This is a genomic window from Nocardia sp. NPDC059154, assembly GCF_042755705.1.
In the GTDB taxonomy this organism is placed as follows: Bacteria; Actinomycetota; Actinomycetes; order Mycobacteriales; family Mycobacteriaceae; genus Nocardia.
Genome location: NZ_JBHZCS010000127.1, coordinates 1 through 14,621 on the forward strand (window position 1 = coordinate 1; position 14,621 = coordinate 14,621).

The 14,621-nt window shown below is 64.8% G+C and carries 9 protein-coding genes and 1 pseudogene; 5 read left to right on the plus strand and 5 right to left on the minus strand.

Translation table 11 applies throughout. From position 1 onward, the window contains the following. From ACFXN1_RS49600 to ACFXN1_RS49610, 3 genes and pseudogenes are all read left to right on the plus strand, one after another. Nucleotides 1–237: pseudogene (locus ACFXN1_RS49600) on the plus strand (hypothetical protein); the annotation flags it as partial. A gap of 550 nt (nucleotides 238–787) precedes the next feature. Further along, the gene (locus tag ACFXN1_RS49605; protein WP_379464081.1) at nucleotides 788–1,264 is read left to right on the plus strand and encodes a Zn-ribbon domain-containing OB-fold protein; all 477 of its coding nucleotides are present in this window, start codon (nucleotides 788–790) and stop codon (nucleotides 1,262–1,264) included. After that, nucleotides 1,215–1,466 (plus strand): hypothetical protein, encoded by a 252-nt coding sequence (locus ACFXN1_RS49610; protein ID WP_379445252.1) that lies wholly within the window; start codon nucleotides 1,215–1,217, stop codon nucleotides 1,464–1,466. The genes ACFXN1_RS49605 and ACFXN1_RS49610 overlap by 50 nt, the downstream gene beginning before the upstream one ends. Nucleotides 1,467–1,488: 22 nt before the next feature. Here ACFXN1_RS49610 and ACFXN1_RS49615 read toward each other — a convergent pair whose 3' ends face one another. The 5 genes from ACFXN1_RS49615 to ACFXN1_RS49635 all read right to left on the minus strand — a co-directional run bounded on the left by ACFXN1_RS49615 (nucleotide 1,489) and on the right by ACFXN1_RS49635 (nucleotide 10,575). Continuing rightward, nucleotides 1,489–4,773: a protein kinase gene (locus ACFXN1_RS49615; protein WP_379445247.1), complete on the minus strand. Its 3,285-nt coding sequence runs from the start codon at nucleotides 4,771–4,773 to the stop codon at nucleotides 1,489–1,491. Between the two features lie 111 nt (nucleotides 4,774–4,884). After that, nucleotides 4,885–6,198 carry an MFS transporter gene (locus ACFXN1_RS49620; RefSeq protein ID WP_379445246.1) on the minus strand — a complete coding sequence of 438 codons (1,314 nt, stop codon included), beginning with the start codon at nucleotides 6,196–6,198 and terminating at the stop codon, nucleotides 4,885–4,887. 570 nt (nucleotides 6,199–6,768) lie between these two features. Continuing rightward, nucleotides 6,769–7,965 (minus strand): acetyl-CoA C-acetyltransferase, encoded by a 1,197-nt coding sequence (locus ACFXN1_RS49625; protein WP_379445245.1) that lies wholly within the window; start codon nucleotides 7,963–7,965, stop codon nucleotides 6,769–6,771. Nucleotides 7,966–8,173: 208 nt separating this feature from the next. After that, on the minus strand, nucleotides 8,174–9,775 hold the full coding sequence (locus ACFXN1_RS49630; RefSeq protein ID WP_379445243.1) for a class I adenylate-forming enzyme family protein: 1,602 nt from the start codon (nucleotides 9,773–9,775) through the stop codon (nucleotides 8,174–8,176). Beyond that, a complete protein-coding gene (locus tag ACFXN1_RS49635) occupies nucleotides 9,775–10,575 on the minus strand; it encodes an enoyl-CoA hydratase/isomerase family protein (protein WP_379445242.1) in 801 nt (266 codons plus the stop codon). Before ACFXN1_RS49635 ends, ACFXN1_RS49630 begins: the two co-directional genes overlap by 1 nt. 169 nt (nucleotides 10,576–10,744) lie before the next feature. Here ACFXN1_RS49635 and ACFXN1_RS49640 point away from each other — a divergent pair, with 169 nt between their 5' ends. Beyond that, nucleotides 10,745–12,397, plus strand: a complete 1,653-nt coding sequence (locus tag ACFXN1_RS49640) for a PucR family transcriptional regulator (RefSeq protein ID WP_379445251.1) — start codon at nucleotides 10,745–10,747, stop codon at nucleotides 12,395–12,397. Nucleotides 12,398–12,813: 416 nt separating this feature from the next. Continuing rightward, a complete protein-coding gene (locus tag ACFXN1_RS49645) occupies nucleotides 12,814–14,307 on the plus strand; it encodes a serine hydrolase domain-containing protein (RefSeq protein ID WP_379445241.1) in 1,494 nt (497 codons plus the stop codon). Nucleotides 14,308–14,621: the final 314 nt, after the last annotated feature.

Consider the following 14,621-nt stretch of genomic DNA (forward strand, 5'->3'; position numbering starts at 1 on the left):
CTGGCCGCCGCCGTCCGCCTGCCCCGCGGGCACTGGATCGGCGAACGCGCCGCCACCGACCTGCTCGCCCTGGCCCGAAAACACCGCGCCTTCGCCAAACACGACGCCGTCATCGCCAGCCAAGGCGGCCTGCACGTCCTCTACGGCACCGCACTCGCCCTCACCGGCACCATCACCACCTGGGCAAAACTCACCCACAGCCCCGCCACCGAACTCGCCGACACCCACATCGCCTGAGCACCAAGGCATTTCACGGAGTTCGCGCCAGAGCCCCTACCGCTGGCCACCAGCGGGGACTTTGTCATGGCCACGGACAAGAGACATACCTATTAATGCGGCTTCCGCACTCGCCATAACCACTCATCCACCCGCCCGAGCTGCTCACCCCGCACGGAGCGGCCCGCCACATCTAGAGGCGTGTTGGAAACATGCGCGCACCACGCGCGCAGCCTCGTCACGACGGCGGCCCGCCTCGTGCCTGGTGACTCACACATACTCGCCGGTTTACCGCTGGCAGGGGGAAGTCCACGTCGTTCCTGGTGTGCTGCATCACGGAAAACAGGTATGCCCTCGATCGGTCGGCCGTCGTGCGTAGCGCCCGACGCAACCAGGCTGTAGACGACTGAGCAGGCACTATCCAGGCGAGATTCTCATGAGGTCACAGAACTCACACCGGATCAACAACACCGTCGAGCCAGCCGGTGAGACGACCTTGATGATCCGGCGCTGCCGTAGCTGCGCCACGCTCCTGGCTCCGCTGATCACAACATGTACATCGTGTCAGTCGATGGCTCTGGAACGGGTGCCTTCCTCCGGGGAAGGAGCGATCGTGTCCTGGAAGGTGGTGCATCGCGCGCCGCTCGACAGACGTTCCATGGAGTGGGAGCCGTCGATTATCGCCATTGTAGAGCTCGATGAGGGACCTTGGGCTTATACCACGATTCAAGGTGAGATCCCACCACCCTCCGACCAACCGGTGCGAGTGAGGTTCGAACCCGGACCCGCCGGTGACCGGTTCCCGGTCTTCGCAACATCTGCAACCGACAGACGACGCCCGGACGAAACCCGACCGGAATGGCGGCCCGATCCAAAAGGCTCGGATCGAGGGCACCCCGACGATGGACGTTCCCGGCAGCCCAGATTGGGCCAGGTCGTTGCTGAATCAATGCGACTCTCTGGAGTCAGTGAGATCGGTCGACGCGGACGCGAGGTCGGTGATCAGATTCGCGGTTCGATGGGCCCCGTTCGGCGGCGCTCCTGCTGATGAGCTTCTGGTCGCCTTCGGTGTCAGTCGTTGGCGTTTCATCCAAATGATTCGCCAGGCACTGCGGCCACTCGCCAGCGACCGCAAGGATGTGCAAGCGGTGAAGCGCAATTTTCTGGAGGTAATGAGCTGGTCCTGGCAATCGTATCCTGATTCCTCGGTTTCCCCTCCCGAGCGTCAGCGGGGCATGGTCGACGAGTGATGACAGGCAGCTCTCGGCTCGCTTATACGAGCTTGTCGTGGGGATGCTCGGCAGCCCAGGCCGCGATCTGCGTGCGCGCGGTGAATCCCAGTTTGGTGAGGATGTGCTCGACGTGCCCTTGTGCGGTGCGCTGAGAAATCACCAGCCGGCCAGCAATTGCCTTGTTGGTCAATCCCTCAGCGACGAGGTCGGCGACTTGACGCTCCCGCTTGGTCAAACTCGCCGCTCCGCGATCCGGTGGCGTCTCTGCTCGATGATGCTCACCGAGCGCGAAGTCGACTGCCGTCTCGAAACTCATCCCGGCACCCTCCTGGTGGGCGGACTCGTATCCTCGCCTACCGAGTATGTCGCGGCTGTAGCGCTCGCACTCCTCACGGTAGGCAAGCAATTGGGGAGACCGCGTGATGCCGGAGCCTCCGCACGCGTGAATGAGTTCATTTGCGGCGCCCAACAACACGGCCGCGCGCCGGGCATCGTGCTTCTCGGCCGCGATCCAGGCCAGCATCTCAAGAACGAGGGCGATGACGAACGGATCGACCAGCCGTCGAGCCAACCTCAGAGCCTCCTCCAACAGCTGCGCCGCCCGCTCGCGGTCACCCATCTGCCAGACGGCAAGCGCCATGGTCCGCAGTGCCTTCGACCGGTATACCAAGGCGCCGTGAGAATCCGAGATGGTCAGCAGTTCTTCGAGGCAGGCGACAGCATCCGCATTACTCCCCTGTAGCGCATAAGTCCAACCGAGTAAGTTCAGCGCCGCGGAATGGAATGTGACCTCACCTCGGGCGCTGAATGCTTCCACGGCGGCGGTCAACTGGGTGTCCGCGCGAGCCAGATCGCCTCTGCTCAGAGCAGCGTAGCCGTCGGCGAAGGCAAATAGTGCGGCAATCGTCGGGTTGTTCGTCTGCTCGGCAAGGGCGCGAAGCTCGGCCATGCGACTGGTTTCGGCCGGAAGATCACCCAGATCTGTGGCGAACACGCTGCTCGTGTAGAGAGCCTTGGCTCGGTCTGCTGCCGCCGCGTCGGGTGCATTGTCGAGGGTGCGGTCGCACCAGCGGCGTCCCTCGCTGAACCGCCCACTGAGAACCCAGAAACCGTACAGTGCGGCGGCGGTCCGCACCCCGGCTGCGTCTGCCTCTGATTGGCTGAACTCCATTGCCTTGCGCAGGTTCGGCAGTTCACGCCTGAGACGGGCGATCCATTCGAGCTGGCGCGGACTGATCCAGTCCGCCTCCGCTGCGAGTGCCAGCCGCTCGTACCAGTCGCGGTGGCGCCGACATAGTACGGTGTACTCGCCGGCTTCTCTGATTTTCTGTTTGCCGTATTCCTGCACGGTCTCGAGCTGCCGAAAGCGCACTGCGGCGCCCGATTCCTCACGGGTCAGGATCGACTTGTCGACCAGCCCGGTCAACGCATCGAGGAACTCCGGCTCGCTCTGGTCGCCGCCACACACGTCCTCGGCGGCATCGAGCTCGAAGCTTCCAGCGAATACCGACAGCCGACCCCACAGCCGCTGTTCCGCTGGTGTGCACAGGTCATAGCTCCAGCCGATGCACCAGCTCAACGTTTGCTGTCGCGTCGGCGCACCCCGACTGCCGAGAGTCAACATGGCAAACCGGTCGGTCAACCTCACCAGGATCTGCTCGGCCGACATCGTTCGCAGCCGAGCCGCCGCCAGCTCGATCGCCAACGGCAACCCGTCGAGCCGTGCGCAGATCCCGGCCACGCTGACCTGGTTGTCCTCGGCCAGCTGGAATCCTTGCACCGCGGCGGCGGCTCGCTCGGCGAACAGCGTCACCGCGTCGTAGCCGGCCGCTTGGCGCAGGGATGGTCCACTTCCCGGTTCCGGGAACCGTAGCGGCGGTACGGGCAGCACCGATTCCCCACCGATGCCGACGGCCTCGCGACTCGTAGTCAGAATTCGTAGCTGCGGGCACGCCCGCAGTAGAGACTCGACCAGTTGCGCGACCGCGTCGATCACCTGCTCGCAGTTGTCGAGCACCAACAGGACCTCGCGGGTGGACAGGAATTCCACCAGCACCTCGAGCATCGGCCTGCCAACCTGCTGCCGCACACCGAAGGCACCGGACACGACATCGACCAGCAACGACGAATCGTGCACCTCACCCAACTCGACCAGCCAGACGCCGTCGGCGAAATTCCGCCCCAGTTTGTGGGCGACCCGAAGCGCGAGTCGCGACTTGCCGACCCCACCAATTCCGGTCAGCGTCACCAGGCACGATCCCGTCAGCAGGTTCTTCAGCGCCGACACCTGGCTACGCCGATTCACAAAGCTGGTCAATTCGAGCGGCAAATTTCCCGTACTCCCGCGCAGCCCAACGCCGCTGAGGCTGAGAACGCCGATCTCCTCTGCAGGCACCACCCTTACCGGCGCTGCCCGCTCGCTGCCAGGTTCGGCCCGTAGCGGTATCTGGTCGACCCGATAACCGTGCGCTTGCTGAATCCGCTGTAGCTGCTGTCCGAACTCTGCGGCCGTGGGGCGGTCCCGCGTCTCGCGAGACATCGCCGCCTCGATAACCGCACATACGTCGTCCGGGATTCCACGCTCGCGCAGGTCCGGAACTGGGTGGGTTGTGATCCGCAGGAACTGCGCCACCACCTGCTCGCCGCTGCGGCGCTCGAACGCCGCGTGGCCGGTGAGCGCACAAAAGAGCGTGGCGCCAAGCCCGTATACGTCCGAGGCGTGGCTGGGTGGATCCCCGCCGAGGACCTCGGGTGCGGTAAACGCTGGTGAGCCGGTGACCGCACCGGTTGCCGTCCGGAAGCCTCCGGCCAGGTGGGCGATGCCGAAGTCGGTCAATGCCGGCTCACTGTAGTCGGTAAGGAGAATGTTGGCGGGTTTGACGTCCCGGTGTAGCACTTCCGCGCGATGCGCTGTTTCCAACGCACCCGCCATCTTTACCCCCAGGTGGAGTACTTCCTCCACCGACAGCGGGCCATAGCGGCGGATCCGTGCGTCCAGAGAACCCTGCGGGTGGTATGGCATCACCAGGTACGGCCGAGCGGTCTCGGTTTCGCCCACCTCGAGCACTCCGATGATGTTCGGGTGGCCCGTCAGCCTGCCCATCGCCCGTTGCTCTCGAAAGAAACGCTCCCGATTCTCCTCGAGCTCGCAGGTCAGGACCTTCACTGCCACGGTGCGATCCAGCCCCCGCTGGGTACAGCGGTACACCACACCGAATCCGCCCCGCCCGATCTCCTCCGCGTCCTCCAACCCGACAGCACTCAACTCCGTGACCACATCAACACCAAGATCACGTTGAGTCTTCAATGGATCAGAGTTCACCATCAATCACTCGCAATCCACCCCAGCAAGAGACTACCCCGCCCACCAGATAGTCACCTACCCAAATCGCCGCGACCTGCGGCCGCTACCGCCATCGTAGACGCCCCGGGCCGGTCACCGTCCGGTTGGACACCGCGACCTTCGGTCCGGGCCTTGACCGGCGAGTCGAGACCGCAGCGCCTTGCTGGCGAGGCTCAATGTTGCGATCAGGAGTACGGCCGCGGCGGGTATTGCGCCAGCGAGTGTCAAACCTGTTCGGGGACCGCAGTTTTCGACGATCAGTCCCAGAATCGGGCCGCCGAGCGCTGCGCTGCCAGTTTCTGCGATGTTATAGATGCTGGTCACACGTCCTCGCACCGAACGCTCGGCGACGAGCTGGACGTGCGCGCTGGTACCGGTGAACAAGATCGTGCTCACCGCTCCTACCAGCGCCAGAGCACACGAGAGACCCCAGAGGGGCGACATGGCAGATGCGAGCATCAGTGCAGCGGACAGTGCGTACCCGGTCACAACCAGCGCGCCGAGGCCGATGTGAGTTCTGCCTGCAGCGATGATGCCCCCGGCTAAGGAACCGAGCGCAATGCTGGACGCCAGCACCGAATAGCCGGTCGGCCCAATATGCGTGGTTCGGGCTTCAGTGGTCAGGATGACAGGCAGATTCGAGATGAACATGGCGAATACTCCGCATAGGGCCGACGGTTGCCAGATCTCAGGCCGTGTAAGCAGTGGGCGCACGGTCTCGCCGGGCGGCGTGGTCCTTCGGTTTGCGGCCTCGTGAGGCGGGAACCGATTCGGATCGATCCACGCGATCGCGGTGAGCGGGGCTATGTAGGAGGCCGCGTTGAGGGCATATGCCCAGCCGGGGCCGGCGACGGAGATCAGTACACCCGCCAGAGCCGGGCCACTGAAGTTGCCAAGGAAGTACACCGCGTAAGTCAGGCTGATGGCGCCGTGGATCTGGCTGCGTTCGACGATGTCGGTGACCAGTGCTTGGCGCACGGGTCTCTCGATGGCGATGATCGTACCGGTCACGGCGGCCAGCGCTTGCACATGCCAGGCTGTGACGTGGTGTGTCAGGGTGAGCCCGGCCAGCAGCGTCGCCGTCGTACATGCAGCGAGCTGCGTGGTTTGCAGGACACGGCGTTTCGGGTAGTGATCGGCGATCCATCCGCCGAACAGTCCGAAAATCAACATGGGTGCCCACTGCAGTGCCGTGGTAATGCCAACCATGGTGGCACTTCCGGTGAGGGTCAACACAAGCCAGTCCTGGGCGATGCGTTGTACCCATGTTCCGGTTGTGGCCACGGCTTGGCCGATCAGATACAGCCGGAAGTTCTGCGAACTGAGGGCTGCGTACCCTGTGCTGCGGGAGTTCGGTGGATGGGTGTTGGTGTGACGGTTCCGGCGTTTATCCGCCGCCCTGGCCACGGTCTTGTCCTCTCTTCTCTGTACAAGTGGAGATTTCGCCTGCGGCCACAGGGGGTCTGGTGGCCGGGTGTTGTGCCGCCCGCTGCGCGCGGGCAACGAGGCAGCGGGCGGCACGCCACGCCAGGCCTTGTGGGTTTGGCGCGGCCCCGGGGTGCCGCCGCCGTCTGGGACCTTGGGGCAAGGACACGGCGGCGGCGACGCGCCACGTCGCGGTGTTGACCGCAGTGGCGCGGGCCCCGGTCTCGGTGGGGTACCGAAGTTTCAGGATGTTCGAGCTGTCGGGGATGGCATCTGGGGTGATTCGAAGAGCGCGCTCAGGGAACCATCCAGCTTCGTTCGCAGGGCAGACGTCGTAGAAGAACCGTGGTGGACCTCGCCAGGACGAAAGCCCTTGCATTGGCATGAGTTTCATTGAAGGCGGCCGCGAATCTGCGGGCAGCGGACTGACATGCCCGATAGAACAGGTCGAGGCTTTCGCCGTTGATGTCGTACCAGCGCACCAGCAACGTCACGTCGGGGTCGGAGCGGCGCGGAGGTGGTGCTGAGGTCATCATCGGCTCGGGTGGTGTGTCAGGGTCGTGGATTGTGCAGGAGCAGGGCAGTTCCTTGTCCGCCGCCGCCGCAGACAGCGGCGGCGCCGGTGGCGCCGCCGCGGCGGCGCAGTTCGTGTGCCAGGTGCAGGACGATGCGGGCACCTGACATGCCGAGTGGATGACCGATCGCGATCGCGCCACCGTTGACGTTCACCCTCGCCTCGTCGACACCGAGTTCACGCGTCGAGGTGAGAGCGACCGCGGCGAAGGCCTCGTTGATCTCGACCAGGTCCAGATCGGCGGGTGAGATGGTTTGTTTCGCACAGGCTTTCGCGATGGCGTTGGCGGGCTGTCGTTGCAGTGTCGAATCCGGCCCGGCGACCATCCCGACGGCACCGATCTCGGCCAGCCACGGCAAACCCAGCTGCTGGGCTCTGGTCTTGCTCATCACCACGACCGCGGCGGCTCCGTCGGAGATCTGGGACGCGGTTCCGGCGGTGATGGTGCCACCGGGACGGAAGATCGGCTGCAGCCGTGCCAGGGACTCGACGGTGGTGTCGGCGCGGATGCCCTCGTCGGCAGCGAAGACGATCGGGTCTCCTTTGTGCTGCGGGATGGCGACCGCGGTGACCTCATCGTCGAACAGGTCGTTCTTCCAGGCCGTCGCGGCTCGCTGGTGTGAGGCCGCAGCGAAGGCGTCCTGTTCGGTGCGGGTGATCGGCCAGGGTTCGCTCTCGTTCTGCCAATCGGTCAGCGCGCCCATCGCTTGATCGGTGAAGGTGTCGTGAAGGCCGTCGTAGGCCATGTGGTCACGCAGAGTGACATCGCCGTATTTGTATCCGGTGCGGCTATGTTCGAGCAGGTGCGGAGCCTGCGACATCGATTCCTGTCCGCCGGCGACGATGACGTCGGCCTCTCCGGTGCGCACAAGCTGGTCGGCGAGCGCGATCGCGTCGATGCCCGACAGGCAGACCTTGTTGATCGTCACCGCGGGCACCGTCAGGGGGATGCCCGCGGCCGCCGCGGCTTGCCGGGCAGGGATCTGCCCGGCCCCGGCAGTCAGGACCTGGCCCATGATGACGTGGTCGACGATGTCTGCACCGATGCCCGCCTTGTCGAGGGCCGCGGCGATAGCAATACCGCCCAGAGAGGACCCGGAGAAGTCCTTGAGTGCTCCCTGCAGGCGTCCGACGGGCGTGCGGGCGCCGGCAACGATAACCGACGAGGTGGTCATGATGGTTACTTCCTTGTCTACTGGTACTGGCGAAGCTCGGGGCACCTCGCGCGAGCCGCCCCGATATCGCCGTGCCGCGAAGCCGTCGCGGTTCTGCGCTGTGCGGCCGAGTGAATCTGGCACGCACAGTGGGGAATTCGCCGAATGTGCGAGCCTGCGGTGTGCGTAGTCGCCACGTCTGCGTGTTCGTAGCAGTGGGCGAAACCCGCTAGGTGACGGGCACGTCGGTGGCGCTGGCGCTGTGGTCGAGACACAAGGGATTGGACACCCACTGGTCGGCGGCGAAGTCGAACACGCGATCGTGGGCGTGCGTTTGCTCGATGAGGGCGGTTTTCGCGACGCGCTCCGACGGGGTGGTCGGCATGGCGTCGACGAACATCCAGTAGCGCGGGACCTTGAACGCCGCGAGGTGCTGGCTAGCGAACGCGGCGAGGTCAGTCGCGAGAAGCACTGCCCCGTCGGCCATTTGGACGAAGGCGAACACTTCCTCTCCGCGCAGGTCATCGACGGCGGGCACGCATGCGGCGTTGCGGACCTCGGGATGGCGCATGAGCACTTCCTCGACCTGCGCGGCGGAGATGTTCTCTCCGGCCCGGCGGATCATCTGTTTCTTGCGTCCCTCGTAGTAGACGTTGCCGCCGGTGTCCATCCAGGCAAGGTCTCCGGTGTGGAGCCAGCCATTCGCGTCGATGGTCGCGCGCGTGTTTTCCAGGTCGCGGAAGTAGCCGAGCATCAGTGAGCGTCCGCGCAAGGCCAGCTCGCCGATTTCGCCGGGGGCAACTGCGGCGCCGTCGGCGTCGAGGATCGTCGCTTCGCGGCCTACGCCGGGCTTGCCGATGCAGGTGGTCGCCATCGCGGTGTCGTGGTCGCGGGCGCGTACACGGATGTCGACGCCGGTTTCGGTCATGCCGTAGAGCTCGTACCACGGTGCGCCCCAGCGCTGTTCGAGCTCGAGGTGGCGGCTCGGGGGTACTGCTGAGCAAAGGATCGCGCGCACGGAGTTGTGCGTGTCCTCGGGCGAGGGCGGCATCTTGAGCAGCAGTGTCGGCATCGCGCCCAGGCAGTAGAAGATCGTGATGTCGTGCTTGCGGATGTCGGCCCAGAACGTCGAGGGATGGAATCCGTCGAGGATGGTCAGTGTCGCGCCGACCCGCAGGATGGTCGCGATGTGCCAGAACGGGTCCATGTAGTACATCGGCTGCGCGATGAGCATCCGGTCGTCGTGGCGGATCGCGACCTCGGTGCTGCCGTCCTCGTCGGGCCGGGTCATTTCTTCGGCGATCCGCAGCCAGTAGTCGTGGGTGAGCAGACATCCTTTGGGCCGGGAGGTCGTGCCCGAGGTGTATTGGATGTTCAGCACCGTGCCCGCGCTGGCCTTCGTGCCCACGATGGGCACCGGCACGACCGGATTGCTGAGGTCGAGGTAGTCCACCACTGTCACCTCGGTCAACACCTCGCGCAGCACCGGCCCGAACTTCGCCTCGGTGACCAGCAGATCGGCGCCGGAGTGCTGCAGGACGTATTCGACCTCGTCGGCGGCATAGCGGGAGTTGACCGGGACCAGCGAGGCACACAATCTTGCTGCCGCCAGCCAGACGACGGTGAACTCGGGCCGGTTCTCCAGCAGGACGGCGACTTTCTTGCCTTGGCGGATGCCGTGCTCGACCAGCAGTGCCGCAGTCTGATCGACCCAGCTCTGCAACTCGGCGAAGGTCAGCGACCGGTCGAGGTCAGGGAACACCAGAGCCGCCTTGTCGGGCCACTGGCGGGCAGCCTCGTCGAGCAGGGCATCCATGGTGGGAGTGGTCATCATTCGGCGGTGCCGCCGTTCTGGCGCGCCGAGAACGCCGCCTGCGCCGCACTCGCGGCGGCGGAGGCCTGCGTGAGTACCGCATATCCGGTTTCGATCTCGTAGGCCTGCTCGATGTTGCCGGGCGCAGCGGCATCTAGGGTGGCCTTGGCCGCGGTCAACGCCAGACGGGGCTTGCCGGCGAGCCGTGCCGCCAGCGCGGCGGTCTCCGCTTCGAGCTCGTGCGGGGCGACGACGAAGTTGATGAGGTTCCAGGCTCGGGCGTCCTCTGCGGAGAACCGGTTGCCGAGCAGGATCAACTCCTTGGCCTTCACCGAGCCGACCGTCAGCGGCAGCAGGTGGGAGATGCCGCCGGTGATCGACAGGCTGACGTCGACCTCGGGGAATCCGAACTGGGCATCGCTCGAGGCAACCACGAGATCGCTGCACAGCGCCAGCTCGCAGCCGGCGCCGAGTGCGTAGCCCTGGACGCTGGCGATCACCGGAAACGGTGCGCGCCTGATCGCGCGGGTGATGTCGTGGAGGCGTTCGACCTTGTTGCGCAGCTGATCGGGACCGCTGGTTGTTTGATCGACCTTCAGATCGAACCCGGCGCAGAACGTGGTGCCCTCGCCCTTGATCACCGCGACCCGGACGCGGGCGTCGGTGGCCGCACGCGCCAGCGCGTTAGCGAGTTCGCCCAGCAACCGGGGTGTGATGGCATTGAGCGAGCGAGGACGAGCGAGCACGATGCTCGCGACCTCGCCGTCGATTTCCAGACGCACCTCCGCGGCGTCCGCAGCCGATTCGGCATGCTCCACTGTCTCGTTTGTCATCAGTACTCCCTGGTCACACACCGCATGCGCGGGTGCTGGTCTCGCTCTAGCTGGTTGCGCCCGGGCCCTTGTGACCCGGTTAAGTACTGACGGTACGAAGTAACCAGGGTCACCCCGCGTTGCATATCTGCGTAGAATTCAGCTTGTGCTTGACATGATGGAAAGTCGACCGCGGGACAAGAACGACCGGTTCCTGCCGACCGTCCGCGACATCCTGCGCATGCCAGCCGTGCTCGAGGGCGAGCCTGAGATCCTCACCGGGCACGACCGGCTCGACCAGCTGGTGCGCTGGGTTCACGTGTGCGAGCAGCCGGACATGGCCCGCTTCGTCGATAGCAACCATCTGGTGCTCACCAGCGGCATGGGCCTGCAGCGCGAAGCCGCAGTCTGGCTGCCCCTGTTCGACCTGCTGGCCGACCGCGGCGCCACCGGGGTGTTCCTCGAGCTCGGAGTCGCCTTCGACGGGTTACCTGCCGAAGCGATCAGTCGTGCGGCCGACCGCGGTTTGGTGATCGTGGTGTTTCCCCGGCCGACGCGGTTCGTCGACATCACTTTCAGCGTGCACAATGTCATCCAGGAAGCCCAGCTAGACGAACTGCGGCGAGTCAACCGTGTCCATGCGACCTTCACCCAACTCACCTGGGGGGGAGCAGGTTTCGACGAGATCATCAACAATGCCTCGCACCTGCTACAGTGCCCGGTCGTGGCCGAGGATCTCGCTCATCGGGTGCTGAGCTCGGCGACCGGGCATCGTGACGCCGAGGAGCTGCTGACCGACTGGGCTTCGAGGTCGTCGAGGATGGGCACGGCAGGTCGGATCACCTTCGACCCGGAGTCGCGGGCGCTGTGCGTCCGGCTCGGCAGCCGAGGTCAGAGTTGGGGGCGCCTCGTTGCCCTGCTGACGCGTCCACCAGCGGAGACCGATTATCTGATCGCCGATCGCGCGGCGATCGCGTTAGATCTGCAGCGGTTACTCGAAGCCGACGACCAAGCCCTGGAGCTGCACTCCAAGCGCAGTCTGCTCAACAGGATCCTGATGCAGTCCTACTCCTCGGTGACCGCGATGTCGGCCACCGTGGAAGCGGCCGGTGTCCCTGTGGCCAGCCGAGTGCTCATCGGCGGGACGGTGAAGATAGGCGATCGCCACAACCGCGGCACGACCCTGCCGACGTTGGCCGACCAGCGCTCAAGTCTGCACCTGGTCAGTGACGCATTGCGTTTCAGCAGCACCCCGGGTCTGGTTGCTGATCAAACCAACGGGCAGATCAGCGTCATGCTCAGCCTCGAAGGCGAGCTCATGGCCGAGGCCGCGCTGACTCGCTTCGCTCAGCAGGTCCACAGCCTCGCCGACGACCGGGGTGCGCGCGCCACCATCACCTTCGGCTCACCGGCCCAAGGCATCGATGAGGTCAAACAGTCGTGTGAGGAAGCCAACCACGTCGCAGCGGTGACTACCGATGAGGACAAGCTTTTCCACCGGCTCGAGGACGTCCGTATCCACGGACTCCTGCACCTGCTCAACAACGACGCACGTCTGCTGAACTACACCGCACGACAGCTCAGCCCGCTGCTATCGAGCAAGATCGTGGACTCCACCGAGCTGATCCAAACATTGACCGTGTACCTCGATTACGGTCGCAACAAGGCGGCCACGGCCCGTGAGCTCGGAATCAGCCGGCCGACCTTCTATGCCCGGCTCGACAGAATCGTGAAGTTGCTGGGCGTCGACATCGAGCAGCCGCAGATCGCGATGTCGCTCCAGCTCGCGCTCTATGCACGGGCATCGATCCTGCGGGTGCATCGTTGACAAGAAGCGTCTTCCACCGGCCTTCATCCCAGTCACCTCGAGACATCCACGCCCGCGCGGCAGCATCGCAGTAGAGCCATGCGCTGGGGCGCCGGGCGGGGGCGACTACCAGGTCAGAGCACTCTCGCGGCCATAACGCGCCGACGCGTGGAAACAACGCACAACCTCAACAAACGGCCTCCGACCTGCATGATGCAGCCCCTCCAACTCTGGCTGCAGAAGTGTCAGGATCTTCTGCTCAGATATACGCATTTGCTTTCGCCTACTGGGCATCGTCGGCTCTAGCGTGTACGTAACGCAGGTCACACTCGAGATATCGACGGGCTCGCGTCAATGTGAACGGGACGTATCGGCGGCCTGCTCTCACAACATGAAATCCGAAGTGGTGCGCACAATCGATGCCACGGCTGGGTTGAGTGACCTGGATAGTCTGCGACGGATTCACAAAATTCGGCATTCGCCAGGAACGCCCCGAACGTCCGAGCGGCGAAAACGAGGCGCAACACATGTCCAATACCGCCGCGCACGGCGGGTCATATGTGGCCGGAAGTGACGACGACAATGCAGTGGTGTGGAAGGAACGCGCACGGATCCCACTGAATTTTGTCGCCGATTCTGTTCAAGCTTCCGTCGATCACTACTCAAAGGAGAGAATCGTGACGAACTCTGCTGTTCCAGCGACCGCCGCGAACGCAGCAGCGCGCGGGGATGCTTCGCCTGCTCCCGAGCGAGGTGTCCGCCTGAATCGACCTGCGACACTCGAAGACTGGGCACGGCTCAACGTGGTGGACGATTGGTCACAGCCCGCACCCGCACGCTGGGCATATCGACACGTCCGTGAGCTCGTCCCGACCGCGCGTGTGGCACGCGGTGACCAACCCGCGCCGCTTCCGCGTGCCGAGACCAGCGAGCAACTACCCGGCATCGCGGAGCTGATGCAGGGAGAAACCACCGATGGGTTGCTGGTGCTCCACAACGGGACGGTGGTGTTCGAGGAATACGCACACGGGATGCGCGTCGACGACACCCACATCGTCAACTCCGTCACCAAGTCACTCGTAGGAACGCTGGCAGGCGTGCTGGTCGAGCGCGGCGCGCTCACGCCTGAAGACGAGGTGGTCAAGTACGTTCCCGAGCTCGCCGGAACCAGCTACGAGGGTGCCAGTGTGCGCCACCTGCTCGACATGCGGACGGGGACCTCCGTCGAGAACAAAGGCATCGGCTACACCCCCGACGTCGACTACTGGGAAGAGTGGGGCGCGCAGTTCGACTGGACACCGGGTACCCCTTCTGACCAGGACGCAATCGCCTTCATCGCCAGCTTCATCAATGCGCGCGAGCACGGCGGGCCCTTCGAATACCGGTCGATCCTGACCGACTTGCTCGGGCTGGTGCTCGAACGTGCCGCCGACTCATCCCTCGCAGAGCTGCTCGGTCAGGAACTGTGGGCGCCGATGGGCGCCGAGTGGGACGCCGACCTGGCAGTCAACCGCCACGGCTTCGCGCCCGCGTGCGCCGGGATCAGTACGACGCTTCGAGACCTCGCCCGCTTCGGACAACTCATGCTCGACAACGGCACGGTCGACGGTCGCCAAATCGTTCCCGCCGCTTGGATCGAGGACACGTTCCACGGCGGCCTCGACTCCGCCGCAGCGTTCGCCGGGTCGAAATACGAGCAGTACTTCCCATCTGGGCAGTACCGAAACCAGTGGTGGGTGCCAGCACCCGGCCGCGTCCTGCTCGGACTTGGGTCAGGCGGGCAACACCTCTACGTGGACCGCGCTGCCGGTGTTTCTATCGCCCACGTCTCGACTATGTCGTCGCAGGCCGCCAAGAAGCAACGAGTTGCCAGCATCGGTGCGCTGCGATCGATCGCCGATCACCTCTCGGTCAGCGCTCCGAGGATCTGATCCAGCCATCGGTCTCTGCCCCGCCCACCGAGGCATGGTGGCCGGGGCGAGCGGAGATTTTCGTCTGGACCGGATCAGGCAAGTTTCGGGCACCGCTGTGGCTGACATAGACCCGACCACAACAGGTATCCGCAGCCCGCTACCGACACTCGTCGGCAGCGAACAACTCAATTCATCACTACACGCTGTACGAGCTCTCCTCCCCACCACGAACGATGTACAGCATTTCTCCGGGGTGGGGCTTAGCATGCAAGGACGAATACGATGTCCATCACCATCCGCACCGATTCGCGTTCCGAGGCGGAACCGCCACC

What these genes read in the sequence shown, in the direction of transcription:
- ACFXN1_RS49625 (WP_379445245.1), bottom strand. Translation starts at nt 7,965, where the DNA reads ATGACCACCTCGTCGGTTATCGTTGCCGGCGCCCGCACGCCCGTCGGA.
- ACFXN1_RS49615 (WP_379445247.1), bottom strand. Translation starts at nt 4,773, where the DNA reads ATGGTGAACTCTGATCCATTGAAGACTCAACGTGATCTTGGTGTTGAT.
- ACFXN1_RS49630 (WP_379445243.1), bottom strand. Translation starts at nt 9,775, where the DNA reads ATGACCACTCCCACCATGGATGCCCTGCTCGACGAGGCTGCCCGCCAG.
- ACFXN1_RS49640 (WP_379445251.1), top strand. Translation starts at nt 10,745, where the DNA reads ATGATGGAAAGTCGACCGCGGGACAAGAACGACCGGTTCCTGCCGACC.
- ACFXN1_RS49605 (WP_379464081.1), top strand. Translation starts at nt 788, where the DNA reads ATGGCTCTGGAACGGGTGCCTTCCTCCGGGGAAGGAGCGATCGTGTCC.